The sequence below is a fragment of the Thalassotalea euphylliae genome, from assembly GCF_003390335.1.
GTDB classification, from domain to species: Bacteria; Pseudomonadota; Gammaproteobacteria; order Enterobacterales; family Alteromonadaceae; genus Thalassotalea_F; species Thalassotalea_F euphylliae_B.
In genome coordinates this window covers 1,212,377-1,225,884 of record NZ_QUOU01000001.1, presented here as the reverse complement: position 1 = coordinate 1,225,884, position 13,508 = coordinate 1,212,377, and the positions used below count along the sequence as shown (strand labels likewise).

11 protein-coding genes are annotated in these 13,508 nt (G+C 43.8%); 4 read left to right on the top strand and 7 right to left on the bottom strand.

Features of this window, described 5'->3' with window-relative positions; all coding sequences use genetic code 11:
• Positions 1 to 31: 31 nt before the first annotated feature.
• Together DXX93_RS05445 and DXX93_RS05440 are read right to left on the bottom strand one after the other, a co-directional pair.
• On the bottom strand, positions 32 to 1,384 hold the full coding sequence (locus tag DXX93_RS05445) for a sigma-54-dependent transcriptional regulator (RefSeq protein WP_116007192.1): 1,353 nt from the start codon (positions 1,382 to 1,384) through the stop codon (positions 32 to 34).
• Positions 1,377 to 2,651: a sensor histidine kinase gene (locus tag DXX93_RS05440; RefSeq protein WP_116007191.1), complete on the bottom strand. Its 1,275-nt coding sequence runs from the start codon at positions 2,649 to 2,651 to the stop codon at positions 1,377 to 1,379. The genes DXX93_RS05445 and DXX93_RS05440 overlap by 8 nt, the downstream gene beginning before the upstream one ends.
• 408 nt (positions 2,652 to 3,059) lie before the next feature.
• Here DXX93_RS05440 and DXX93_RS05435 point away from each other — a divergent pair, with 408 nt between their 5' ends.
• Complete coding sequence (locus tag DXX93_RS05435) at positions 3,060 to 3,350, top strand: hypothetical protein (protein WP_116007190.1); 291 nt, start codon at positions 3,060 to 3,062, stop codon at positions 3,348 to 3,350.
• A 113-nt stretch (positions 3,351 to 3,463) separates the two neighbouring features.
• On the opposite strand, the gene DXX93_RS05430 is transcribed toward DXX93_RS05435, so the two are convergent.
• On the bottom strand, positions 3,464 to 4,960 hold the full coding sequence (locus DXX93_RS05430) for a sigma-54 dependent transcriptional regulator (protein ID WP_116007189.1): 1,497 nt from the start codon (positions 4,958 to 4,960) through the stop codon (positions 3,464 to 3,466).
• Between the two features lie 246 nt (positions 4,961 to 5,206).
• On the opposite strand from DXX93_RS05430, the gene pseB reads away from it, so the two are divergent.
• The 3 genes from pseB (at position 5,207) to DXX93_RS05415 (ending at position 8,660) form a co-directional block, all read left to right on the top strand.
• On the top strand, positions 5,207 to 6,208 hold the full coding sequence (gene pseB / locus DXX93_RS05425) for a UDP-N-acetylglucosamine 4,6-dehydratase (inverting) (RefSeq protein WP_116007188.1): 1,002 nt from the start codon (positions 5,207 to 5,209) through the stop codon (positions 6,206 to 6,208).
• Positions 6,205 to 7,362 carry a UDP-4-amino-4,6-dideoxy-N-acetyl-beta-L-altrosamine transaminase gene (gene pseC, locus DXX93_RS05420; RefSeq protein WP_116007187.1) on the top strand — a complete coding sequence of 386 codons (1,158 nt, stop codon included), beginning with the start codon at positions 6,205 to 6,207 and terminating at the stop codon, positions 7,360 to 7,362. The genes pseB and pseC overlap by 4 nt, the downstream gene beginning before the upstream one ends.
• A gap of 128 nt (positions 7,363 to 7,490) precedes the next feature.
• Complete coding sequence (locus tag DXX93_RS05415) at positions 7,491 to 8,660, top strand: Gfo/Idh/MocA family protein (RefSeq protein ID WP_116007186.1); 1,170 nt, start codon at positions 7,491 to 7,493, stop codon at positions 8,658 to 8,660.
• A gap of 178 nt (positions 8,661 to 8,838) precedes the next feature.
• Here the strand turns inward: DXX93_RS05415 and DXX93_RS05410 are convergent, their stop codons facing one another.
• From DXX93_RS05410 to pseI, 4 genes are read right to left on the bottom strand one after another with little or no spacing between them, the layout of a single operon-like run.
• Positions 8,839 to 10,365: a class I adenylate-forming enzyme family protein gene (locus DXX93_RS05410; RefSeq protein ID WP_116007185.1), complete on the bottom strand. Its 1,527-nt coding sequence runs from the start codon at positions 10,363 to 10,365 to the stop codon at positions 8,839 to 8,841.
• Positions 10,362 to 12,050: a pseudaminic acid biosynthesis protein PseG gene (locus tag DXX93_RS05405; protein ID WP_116007184.1), complete on the bottom strand. Its 1,689-nt coding sequence runs from the start codon at positions 12,048 to 12,050 to the stop codon at positions 10,362 to 10,364. The genes DXX93_RS05410 and DXX93_RS05405 overlap by 4 nt, the downstream gene beginning before the upstream one ends.
• Complete coding sequence (locus DXX93_RS05400) at positions 12,047 to 12,298, bottom strand: hypothetical protein (protein WP_116007183.1); 252 nt, start codon at positions 12,296 to 12,298, stop codon at positions 12,047 to 12,049. Before DXX93_RS05400 ends, DXX93_RS05405 begins: the two co-directional genes overlap by 4 nt.
• A 30-nt stretch (positions 12,299 to 12,328) precedes the next feature.
• Entirely contained in the window at positions 12,329 to 13,369 is a 1,041-nt protein-coding gene (gene pseI, locus DXX93_RS05395; RefSeq protein WP_116007182.1) for a pseudaminic acid synthase, read from the bottom strand.
• Positions 13,370 to 13,508 lie beyond the last annotated feature (139 nt).

Sequence of the window (13,508 nt, the reverse complement as noted above, 5' to 3'; positions counted from 1 at the left end):
ACGACTAACTGCTAACGAGTCATTATGATCATTAAGCCGGAATGTCGATACCACAATCACGCATTTTGGCAATTTTATAGCGCAGTGTCCGTGGACTGATCCCCAGTCGCTCGGCAACAGCCTTGCGGCTACCTTGGCACGCTTGCAAGGTATCCAAAATAATTTGGTGCTCTTGCTGTTTTAACTCATTGCCCAGCTTTTCTTCTTTTTCCTGCTCAACATCGCTCGTCACTTGAATTTGCGTGTCAAAGTTTTCAATCAGAATATCGCCAGCATTGATCATTTGCTCAGCGTGTAAAATTAACGCTCGCTGCATCACATTATCCAGCTCACGTACATTGCCTGGCCATTGGTAGGCCAACATTTTACTGCGCGCACAGGCACTAAACTCAGGCATAGGTTGACCATTGCGCTGGCTGTGAATTTGCGCCAAGTGCTTTGCCAGTGGCAATATATCATCACGGCGCTCAGCCAATGGCAGCCAAGTGAGTGGGAAAACGTTTAAGCGATAGTATAAATCTTCGCGGAATACGCCATCGCGCACAGCGTCTTTTAAATCTCGGTTACTGGTGGCAATGACACGCACATCGAGTGCAATTGTTTTACGACCGCCAAGACGCTCGACTTCCCGCTCTTGCAGAACCCGCAGAATTTTAGCTTGTAAGCCTAAATCCATCTCGGTAATTTCATCGAGTAATATAGTGCCGCCCTGTGCTTGTTCGAATTTACCTGGGCAGGCAGAAATCGCGCCCGTAAAAGCCCCTTTTTCATAGCCAAACAGCGTCGCTTCCAACATATTTTCAGGGATCGCGGCGCAGTTAATGGCAACAAAAGGGGCGTCTTTACGCGCCGAGTGATTGTGAACGTATTGCGCCAGCACTTCTTTACCTGAGCCACTTGGCCCAAGCACCATTACAGAGGCATCGGTTGTCGCCACTTTTCGCGCCAGCGTCAATAATTCAACACTTTTGCTATCAGCGACGATGGGGTCTTGTTTGCTCACTGCTGACAATGGCGCATATTGGCTGACCATATTGAGTAGCACTTCAGGAGCGAATGGCTTTGACATGTAGTTACTTGCACCATCTTTCATGGCTTGAACAGCGTCATCAATAGTGCCATACGCCGTCATCAGCAACATCGGTAAATTCGGGTACTGCGCTTTGACACTTTTCAGTAGCGACAACCCCGACATACCGCCCATCTGCACATCGCTAACGATCAAATCAACCGTTTGTTGCTTGAGTGTCATTAACGCCTGTTCACCAGAGTCTGCTTCGAGGCATTCGTACCCAGCCAATAATAAAGTATCAACAAGTGCTTCACGTAAACCTGCGTCATCTTCGACAACGAGAATTTTACTATTAACCTTACTATTAACCATGGTTAGCCTCCTGAAACTGCTGCGTTAAATCTGCTTCTGTCGCGTTATACTGCTTTTTAATTGAGGTGTGAGTTGAGGTGTGAGTTGAGGTGTAAGTTGAGCTGTGAGTTGAAGTGTGATTACCACCCACTAGCAGTGGTAACTTAATACAAAAGTTCGCCCCTTCATTCGAGCCACTGATCAGTTTGACATCACCTTGATGGGCATTTGCGACCGATTTGACCACCGCTAACCCTAGGCCAGTACCTTGCGCACGCGACGTAAAGAAAGGTTCGAAGATTTTTTCGGCGAGTGCTGGGTCAATCCCCTGGCCGTTATCTTTGACACTGATAAACACATGTTGCTCATGTGCTTCAACCGACAATACGATTTTTGCGTTGTGCTTGATGACTTCTAAACTGTTGTGAATAAGGTTTTGCAAAGCGCCAGATAGCGCACTTTCATTACCTAGTACCTGACAATGAGTATTGGTTAAGTTCAAGATCACTTCACTGTTTGACTTATTGATGAGCGCTTCCATCGCCGCCACTGATTTCTCAACAAGATCATTAACAGTTAATGTCGTGACCACTTGTTGGTTGCCACTTTTGGCAAACAGTAGCATATCGTTAACTTGCTGCTCTAAATCGGTAAGGCGAGACATGAGCTTTTCTTGAAATCCTGATTTAGAGGTTTCAGGCAAATTTTCGTTAGCGAGGTTTGCACCGTATAGCATCGCGGCAGACAAAGGTGTGCGAATTTGATGTGCTAATTTTGACACCATGCGCCCCAGCGAAGACAAACGTTGTAATTGGCCCAGTTTGTCTTGCAGTAAACGGGTTTCCGTCAAGTCAGTGATCATAATAAGTTGACCCGGCTGGTGACCAAGTGCACTGATTTCAAGTTTTACGCGGCGCCCGTCTTTTAAGGAAACCTCATGCCAGTCATCGGCACGCGGTTTAAACGAGCGCTTAATGACATCAAACCAAGCCTGCCCCAAAATTGGCTCATCAAGCAGCTGTTTTGCAAACTCGTTAACACGCACGACAATGCCATTGCCGTCGAGAATTATCACGCCTGTCGGCATAACATCAATAAGCTGACTTAGCTGGCTACTTTGCTGACGTAAATACGCTAACTCACCAACGTATGCTTCTTTGCCTAAACCATCCTGGCTACTAACACTTCGAATAGTGCCCGCTTGATGATCTTCAAATGCAAAGCCACCTTGGTTCAAAATGTTATTAGCTGTGCTAATGTCAACATGTGAATTCAGTGCTGTCGCCATAATACTTCCTCAATGCTTGATAAGCCCCGCTTTATTTGATGTTTGCGAATACCTTGTGCTGTGCGAATAAGATGCCGTGCTTGGCATCCGTTTCAAGGCATCGGCTTCGAAACACTAACAAAACGATAAAATAAGCTAGATGGCAAGGCTAAAGCACTAATAATGCCAATAACAAATACACCTTAATATTCAAGTAGTTAAACCACAAAAAGCTGAGATGCCAAATTTCTGTCAGCGGCTTACAGCTAGACAAAGTTAAACCGTCAATTTCGCTCAAGGCATACACAACAATACAAATAAAAGCATTAAAATTATAAGTATAACTAGTAAAGCAAAGTTGGCATCTTACGTGCTTGCAAGTCATTGTCTCAATAACGACAATTTTTTGGATAAAAGTAAGGTATTTATATGTTAGTACTTGGTGGAAGTGCAGAATCAAACCATGCAGAAAACAGCAGTAGCTTCGTTAAAGGTAAACGCTACAGCTTTAGTCTATTCACCCAGAATGAAAGCCTTGACGAGCAACTAGCGTCAATTGAAGAGTACATGATGAAAAAAGGCTGGGACAATATTATGATTGAAGAACAAAGCTTGCTTAACGAAGCCGAAGATGTGAATCACGAAGTGGTAGCTGAAGCAATTTTAGCGGCAAAAAATGACGGTATGGCTGGCATTGTTCACCACGTACCGTTATCTTAAACACTCGCCGATTTATCTACAAATACTGAAAAGGGTGAGCTGATTTTAATCAGCTCACCCTCTTATATTTTATGTCGTTTAAACAACTAACTTACTTAACCAACTAACTTAGCCTACTTGTCTTTCTGTAAGTCGTATTTTTTCATCTTCTCAACGAGTGTTGTACGTCTCATACCCAGCAGTTCAGCGGCTCTCGCGACGACCCCTTGGTGCTGCGCTAATGCTTGATTAATTAAAGAGACTTCCAGATCAGCAAGGTACTCTTTCAGGTTGATACCTTCACTTGGTAGCACGCCAACATTGGCAGCATTCCCCTCTTGAGCAGCCTCTTCACTAACTAAGCTTTGAGCTTCATTCTCGTCAAGCACATCATCATCGTCATAATCGAAACCGGCAAAAAGCTCATTAATTGCTTCGCGTTCTTGTAACTCTTCCGGGTATTCGGGTTCGTATTCTTCAACGTCGATATGCTGATACTTAGTTGGCAGTTCACTAACGTTAACCACTTGATCGCCATACATGATAATCATGCGCTCGATAAGATTCGAAAGCTCGCGGACGTTGCCCGCCCACGGGTGTTCCATGAGTGACTCAATCGCTTTCTCGGTAAAGCGAACACTACCACTTTGCTCAGCTTCAAAACGCGAGATTAGCTCTTGTAACAGTAATGGCACATCTTCTTTGCGCTCGCGCAGTGCCGGGGTTTCAATCGGGAAAACATTGAGGCGATAAAATAAATCTTCACGGAAATCGCCCGTTTTGATCATATTTTCAAGGTTTTGATGAGTTGCGGCAATAACACGCACATTGGCCTTAATGCTTTTACTCCCCCCAACACGCTCAAACGTGCGCTCTTGGAGTACGCGTAACAGTTTGACTTGCATTGGCTGTGGCATATCGCCAATTTCATCAAGAAATAGCGTACCGCCTTCCGCTAATTCAAAACGCCCTTTTCGGCTTGAAATCGCCCCCGTAAAAGCGCCCTTTTCATGACCAAAAAGCTCACTTTCAAGTAATTCTCCCGGAATCGCCCCACAGTTTACGGGTACAAACGGCGCATTAGCACGCTCAGATAAATTGTGAATGTTGCGAGCAACCACTTCTTTACCTGTACCCGACTCACCCAGTACCAGCACGTTCGCCGCAGTAGGCGCTACTTGTTCAATTAAGAACCGTACTTGCTGCATCGGCTTACTCACACCAATAAGTGAGCGAAACAGCTTAGTGCTGCCAGGTTTCGATTGACCTTTGGTCGGCAGTTTGTTGTGGTATTGATGGCAATGGTGAATCTGCTCAGTTAACTGCGCATAATTTAGCGGTACAGAAAGCTCGCCAATGACGTTGGCGTAACTAGCAACCGCGTTTTGATCCAACACATCATGCAGCACAAATGGGCAGCGCGGATTATTAGCGATCAACTGTGCAGACGAGTGTGAAACATTACCGGCAAAAATCACGGTTAACACATTAGCCGTTTGCTTAAAAACGTTAATCAGTTCATCTTCAGCGCAAGATAAAAAATGCTCGCCAACAAAGGCAAGAACCGTTTCAATTTGCTGCCGTCTTGTCACGTCGTTATCGACGACAAGAATTTGCTTTTGACCATGCATAAGTATTTGTACTGCCACTTATAATAATGATGCATCGATTCTAACGAGGTCATTAAAATAAGCAACAAAAAATTGACGCTTAGTTAGTCAAAAATACGTCACTCAGGTTAAAAACACTATGCTTAGCAGCTTATTTGAACAATCAGTGCTGTTGATTCATATAGTTATTCTCTTCTCACAGTGAATTTGGTATTTTGGGAATATTATTTGCTTTCTCTTTGAGAATCAGTGTTAAAGGGCGTTCGAATGTTTGACAACAAGAGTATTTTAATTACGGGTGGCACAGGCTCGTTTGGTAAAAAATATGTTCAAACTCTGCTGTCTCGCTATAAACCTAAAAAGATTATCATCTACTCACGTGATGAGCTAAAACAGTTCGAAATGCAGCAAGTTTTCAACGATGACTGTATGCGCTACTTTATTGGTGACGTAAGAGATCAAAATCGATTGCGTCGCGCAATGCGTGGGGTTGATTATGTGATTCACGCAGCAGCATTAAAACAAGTACCTGCGGCAGAATACAACCCAATGGAGTGTATTAAAACCAACATTGATGGCGCTGAAAATGTCATTGAGGCAGCACTCGACAACAAAGTAGAAAAAGTGATTGCCTTGTCGACTGATAAAGCCGCTAACCCTATCAATCTATACGGTGCCACTAAGCTTGCCTCTGACAAGTTATTCGTTGCCGCCAACAATATCTCGGGTGATCAAAAAACGCTCTTCTCAGTAGTTCGCTATGGTAACGTGGTTGGCTCCCGTGGCTCTGTTTTACCTTTCTTCCAGAAGTTAATCGCAGAAGGCACTGAACACTTGCCTATCACGCACAATCAGATGACCCGCTTTTGGATCAGCTTGCAGCAAGGTGTCGACTTTGTTTTAAAGAATTTCGAGCGTATGCTAGGCGGCGAAATATTTGTCCCTAAAATTCCATCAATTAGAATTCCTGACTTAGCAACAGCTCTTGACCCTTCAATGCCACAAAAAGAAATTGGCATTCGCCCCGGTGAAAAGTTGCACGAAATTATGTGTCCTGCTGATGATTCATATCATACTTATGAATACAGCGATCATTTTGTCATTGCACCAACGATTATTTTTTCTAGTCGCAGTAACGACTTTACCGTTAATGCCATTGGCGAGCATGGTAAACCGGTTGAGCACGGCTTTGAATACAGCTCGAGAGACAACCCAGATTTTATGAGTATTGAACAGATACAAGCCTTCAACTCACAGGCCTGTTTATGATCCCTTACGGTAAGCAGCAAATTACCGAGCAAGATATTGACGCCGTTGTTAATGTTTTAAAATCCGACTTTCTCACCCAAGGGCCAATCGTTAATCGCTTCGAGCAAGCTGTTGCGGGAAAATGCCAAGCTAAGTTCGCCTTAGCAACCAATAGCGCGACATCTGCTTTGCACATTGCTTGCTTAGCCTTAGATATTGGCCAAGGTGATATCGTTTGGACGAGCCCAATTTCTTTTGTTGCATCGGCAAACTGTGCCTTATATTGCGGCGCAGACATTGATTTTGTTGATATCGAACGCAATACCGCCAATATGTCGACCAGCGCTTTAGCAGAGAAATTAGCGCTCGCAAAGATACAGGGTAAGCTTCCAAAGGCTATTATTGTCGTTCATATGGCAGGTTTGAGTTGTGATATGGCGAAAATTGGCGCGCTTGCTCGTCAATACCAAGTCAAAATAATTGAAGATGCCAGTCACGCTATTGGCGGTGCATATCAATACACACCTGTCGGTAATTGTCAGTTCAGTGATATTTGCGTCTTTAGTTTTCACCCCGTTAAAGTCATTACCAGCGCAGAAGGTGGCATGGCGCTTACCAACTGTGAAACGTTAGCGCATAAAATGGAAATGTACCGCTCACACGGCATTACCAAAGATACAACGCAATTCCAACAGTTCTCGCCAAACGAGCCTTGGCGCTATGAGCAGCAGCTACTCGGCTTTAATTACCGAATGAGTGATTTACATGCGGCATTAGGTTTGAGTCAACTAAATAAACTTGATGATTTTGTCGCGCAGCGAAATGCATTGGCGCAAAACTATCGTAACGCCTTTGCAGGCCTCCCAATAAAATGTCAGCAGCAAAACGACCTGACACTGAGTGCTTATCACTTGATGTTGTGCCAAGTTGAATCAAAGTCCAAATTAGACAGAGACGCATTGTTTAATACTTTACGAGCACAAGATATTGGCTGCCAGATTCACTATATCCCGATTCATTTACAGCCCTACTTTCAACAGCTTGGTTATCGCCAAGGAGACTTCCCTGTTGCCGAGCAATACTATCAAACTTGTATCTCGCTCCCTCTATTTCCTGGCCTTGACAAGGTAAGTCAAACTCAAATTATCGAAACTGTAAAAAAGCTATTAAGCTAAGTGCTTTTGGCTAATTACTTTAGACTAAATGCTTTGAATAAAAGGCCTTGCGCTTGTCAAAGTGTGAAAATTGCAAATTCAACTTATGCGACTCACTTTTGTCGACAGACCACAGGAATTAAAACAAGATGACAAACTCATCAACTACACCACTTCAGCTTGCCTTTATCGGCGGTGGTGAAACTTCCGTTGTTGGCTATGTGCACTTTTGTGCCAGCCAAATGGATAACCGTTTTCAAGTGGTGGCAGGCGCTTTTTGTCGTGACGTTGAGCACAATCAAGCTACGGCAAGACAATGGGGGGTGAGCCTTGAGCGTACCTATAATGATTGGCAAGTATTAATTGAAAATGAGCAAGACAAAGTTGACGCTTTTGTTCTATTAACACCAACACCTGATCATTTGCCAATGCTCGAAGTCCTGCTTAACGCTGGTGCCAATGTAATTTGTGAAAAATCACTCGTTTGCGGCCCGAAAGAGGCAGCAGTGCTAGGTAAAATTTACGATCCTGAAAAACAATTTCTTGCCGTGACCTATAATTACAGCGGTTATCCTATGGTTCGCGAGTTACAACAGCGTATTGCCCAAGGTGAGCTGGGTAAAATACAGAAAATTCACTTAGAAATGCCACAAGAGGGATTTCGCAGACCACCGGATATTGCGGGCAAAGCAGCACAACCTCAAGCGTGGCGTTTACACGATGAAGAGGTGCCGACAATCTGTTTAGACCTTGGCGTTCATTTACACCACCTATCCAGCCTACTTATCGGCCACGAACCTATCGCTACCGTTGCTCAGTTCGCCAATCACTCTCAATACGACAGGCTCATTGATGACGTAAATATGTTGCTTAAATACCCAAATGACATTAAGGGCAGCATGTGGATGTCGAAAACCGCAATAGGTCATAGAAATGGTCTACAAGTAAGAGTTTATGGTGAACTCGGCAGTGCAAGCTGGTATCAGCTTAACCCAGATGAATTAGACATTAGCTATAACGATGGTACTCGAAAAATTATTGATCGCGCAACTCAGTGCATAGTGGCCAATGAGTTCCGTTACAACCGCATGAAGCCGGGACACCCAACAGGTTTTGTAGAAGCATTTGCTAACCTTTATGCGGATATTGCCGATAGCCTATCAGCTTTCAAACGAAATGAATCCTATGACTCTCCCTATGTTTATGGCTTAGACCATGCAACTCAGGGCTTGGCATTATTTGCTGCGGCACAAGCGTCAGATACTTCAGGTGAGTGGGAAAATATCGCTAAGCATCAAGTAAACTGGGCTGGCAGCTAAGGGCTGGAATAGGCAACGTCAATTACTCGCCGATTGCCTTGTAAGTAAACTCAGGCTAATTAGAGTTAGCTACATCTCGGTAGTTCGCCGCTAGATTAAGCTAAGCCAAGCCAACCTGAGCTAAATTGAATTTGGTTTAGGTGTTAAATGTTGAATAATTAATTCGCTGCATACACATTTAACGCTCGTCTTCTGATGCTTGGTACGCTAATTTAATATTGTTTCTCAAAAGCTTACCTAAATTATTACGTTCTAAGTGTTCAACTTGAAGAATATACTTAGGTTGTTGGTAATCTGTTAATTGCTCAAAACAGAGCTTTCGAAGCTCCATCTCATTAATGCATGTCGTTTTATCTAGTGTTTCAAAAACCACTTTAATCATCTCGCCGAACTTTTTATCGGGAACTCCGAACGCTACGCACTCACTAACCAAAGGGTGAGTTTTAATAACTGACTCAATGTCGCTGGGATAAACGTTTATGCCACCAGAAGAGATAACTTCTTTTTTCCTGCCGACATAGTATAAGTAACCAGCCTCATCAAGATAACCTAAGTCGCCAGTGTAAAAGTAACCTTGTTCATCCAAACTTTCGGCGGTTTGCAGAGGAAGCTTGTAATACCCTTTAAAACAAGTTGAAGAGCGGCACACAATTTCCCCTACCTGACCTGTAGGCAACTCTTTTCGCTGCTCATCAGTCACTTTGATATCAACGAAAGGTAGTGCTTTGCCAACACTAGCAAGCGGTTGATTTTTAAATGTAATATCAAAATCAGTGACAACACCAAGCTCCGATGCGCCGTAACACTCATGAAATTGACAATCTAGCTTATCGAGGAGCAATTGTTTGTCTTCGGCTGATAGCGTTGCTGACGATGAAACCATCACGCGCACAGAGCTTAGCTTTGCTTTATCCAACTCAGGCAACAAAGCCGTCAATTGACTGGCAACGGCAAACAGAAAGGATACTTGTTGTTGCTCTACAGCAGATAACCAAGCAGGCACAGAAAATTTTGGTAGGAGAACTGCGCTAGCGCCAAGCATAAGTGGCATTAACACTGAGCGCTGAGCTAGGGAGTGATACAGCGGCGTAGCCACTAATACGACATCTTCGGCGCTTAGCTGGTAATAATCGACCGTCGCTCCAAATGCACGATTGATTTTGGTTTGTTGACTAAAGACTATCGGTTTAGGCACCCCTGTAGACCCAGAGGTTAACGTATAAATAAAATCGTCATCAGCAGATACCTCATCATTACCCAAAAGAGGCTTTATGTCGCTTTCCATTAGTTCAGTAAAGCTATGCTCGTTTGCCGCTTTACTGCCAATCGTCACCAAATGCTTGTTTGAGATTAACGATTGAGAAAGCAATAGCTGGCTGATATGTTGCCAAGCAATAACGTATTCGCAATCAATTGTTGTCAGCGCTGTCGCTAGAGCCTTTCCTTTCAATGTCAGTGGCAATGGTGCTATCGCAGCGCCCAATTTGGCCGCTGCCAAAAGCGCAATGACGAACTCAGTATTGTTACCACAAAACAATGCGACCTTACTACCTCGCTTAATCCCAATTGAGAGCAGGCCGTTGGTGAAAGCATCAACGTCATCAAGCAGCGATTGATAGCTAGTCGTTAGACCTTGATAAGTAATTGCGGTTTTCGTGGGGGTGTTCAGTCGATGTTGGTTAACTAATTGATAAATAGTACTCAAAGATGAATATCCTTACAGGCGAGGCTAACATAGTTAAATTGGGCAGCCGTTGCACAAGGAAATAGTACTTGTGTCGCCGCTATCGCCTGCTCGCACCTTGTCTCTTTGAAGCCCATATATTGGTTAAGTAAATTCACAAACTTGTTCTCTTTATGAATAACGGCCAACCAAGTTGCGGTGTGTTCGGTCTTACTGCGAGATAACTGCCACTTTAACGCCAGCATTGCCAAATTAAACGGTACTTCTCCAGCTGCGGTAAACCAACCACCGTATAAGTAATCTTGCCCATTTATTTGTTGTTTACTATCCCAAATATAAAGTCTGTCCTGCCCGTTTTCTGACAATAAATAGGAAACGCGATCAGTCGTAAACCACCAGTGATAATGTGACAGGCGCGGTATTTCTTCGTTGATTGTCATACGTTGCGCATTAACAGGTAGATTTCGAGCGTTCAAATAGCGATTAATATCTTGATCATCAACCTGCCGAATCGCAACTTTGTCAGTCAGAGGCTCGCTACTGTAGCCTCTAGAGGCTTGTTTTTTATTACTTTCTAATTGATCTTTATCGTATTTAACGTGATCGCGTGTCAGTTCATGCTGTGCTGAGTTCGGCGCGAGCAAAACTTCAGCCACTCGCTCAGCTCCGCAACCATCTACGGTCAATTTTGCCGATGTTCGAAGTGTATTCACTCTGGGCAATTGCTGTAGTACCAACTGAGTAAGAGCAGCGAGCTTTTCACCTTGCGCAGCGTAATAGCTATCCAAATGAAAATAATGACCGAGATCTTCAAGTGCCAAAATATCATTTTCTTGATTGTCAGCAATGCTAAAGGTTATCGCAGGTAGCTGACACGCTGCTAATTCGTACAAAGAAGTACCGAGCGCCCCAACGAACAGATCAGCCTGTTCGTAATAGGAAATAAGCGATTTAGGGTGATTGATTAACGTTAAATTCGTATGTTCCGCAGCAACACACTCAACACTTTGATGATTAATGGCTTGAGGGCCAACAACCAAGTTAATTTGTAACGCAGGCGCTCGCTCAACCAAGTGATAAATAAACGGCTCTAACAGTGACAAGTCACCACCACCACCAAGTGAAATCAACAAATTTTGATTTTTGCTAGCGCTTGGGTGAATTGTTTGACGAATAGTGTGATTACTGTGCACACCGCGACTTTTAGTGTTGAAATTCTGTTGGCGATAACCCGGCGCTAATAAAGCAAATGCAGGCCCTAAATAACGTTGACACTCATCAGGTAACTTATCTTTATAACGCTTATCTGTGTGCTCAGCACACCACTTCATATCAAACAATTGATGACAATGATGCTCGCGAGCTAAGTCATCAAAAACCGTAATATTCACTTGCTTGTCGATGGCTCGTTCATATTCGACTCCCAACTGGTAGCTGTCAATGATCAGCCGCTGACATTGATGCTTTACCAATATTTCATTGGTAAAAAAAGCATCCGAATGCTGGCTATAACGACTATTTCCTATATTGACAAAGTAAAGCTGCTCCGCGACATCGGTAATATTCTGCCAACTTGCTTGAGTGCACTCATCAAGAATAAAAATAACCTGACAGCCTCGCTGAATGAGTGCATGAGCGAGCCACTTCATTCGCATTAGGTGGCCGATGCCTTGCTGGCTAGCCACCCTGATTGCAAAATTTATCATTGAGCCTTAGCCAATAGCGTGTTAACTAAACCGCAGACATCAGCATTAGCCTCGTCACTGATCTCTTCCGGTGTCAATTTAATACCAAAGCTCATTTCTAACTGAATAAACATGCTTAATAGTTCAAAGGAGTCCAATAACCCTGATGCCATAAAATTGAAGTTATCTATCTCATCTAGCGAACTGCTTATGCCGCGCTCTGTGAGAAAATCAATAAAAAATGTTTGTAATGATAGTGTAGATATCACAAAAGTGCCCTTTGATAACCAAAACGAGATTTATATAAAGTCTTGCCAATCTAACTGAGTACCGCGCGCTAAATCTCGCACCGCGCTGCGCCCTATCGCATGATGAATGTCTTTGGGCATCATGCTGCCACCACCTGGTCGAAGGTTAGCGACATTATCTGCTGTTAATCGCTCGCCAGCCCTAACATTTTTTGTAACGTATAAACAACGTCGATGCGGCGATGGTTCGCTAGGGTAGTGAATTTTACCCAGTGCTTTTTCCACTTGCCTAACCCCAATCACCAATTCAGATAACTCATCAGGCGTCATGGAAAAAAAGCTATCAGCCGTGTCATCATCTTTACTCATTACAAAGTGCTTCTCAATTACTTGAGCCCCACAGGCAACAGAGGCAATCGGCACACTGTTACCTAAAGTGTGATCAGAGAGACCCACTGGGCAACCAAAAGAGTCAGCGAGATGCTTAATCGTTCTCAAGTTAATACTCTCTGGCGGTGCTGGGTAAGTACTTGTACATTTTAACAAGCACAATTCCGTAACCCCAGCACGACGTGCGACAGCTACCGCCTCGGTGATTTCGTTGAGTGTGGCACCTCCTGTTGACATAATCACAGGCTTACCTGTATTCGCTGTACACTCAATCAGTTGATGGTCTATCAATTCAGGAGAAGCAATTTTATAAGCTGGTGCGTGCAACGATTCCAATAAATCAACGGCACTGTTGTCAAATGGCGAAGAGAAGCAAGTGAGGCCCAGTTTGTTAGCAAGTTCGAATAGTGGCGCATGAAAATCCCAAGGCATATAAGCGCCTGTGTATAGATCATGCAGATATTGACCTTGCCATGCACCCTGAGCTGCAAAGTGAGGAAGCTTACAATCGAGCGTCAGTGTATCAGCCGTGTAAGTTTGTAACTTTATGGCATCAGCGCCAGCTTCTTTAGCGGCATACACTAACTCTTTAGCCTTGTTTAGGTCTTGACCATGGTTGGCAGACATTTCTGCAATAATATATGTCGGCTGATTGGGGCCAATAGGACGACCCGCTATGGTGATTTCAGCATTAAATGTCACAACAACTCCTAAACTCGACAGCACTTGCTAACTTTACTCGCATTAGCAAGAAAACTAATTTTTTCATAGAACTATGTTTCACACAACTAATGGAATCTGCTAGCTGCAAAGACAACAAACAAAGTACAGCAAGAATCAT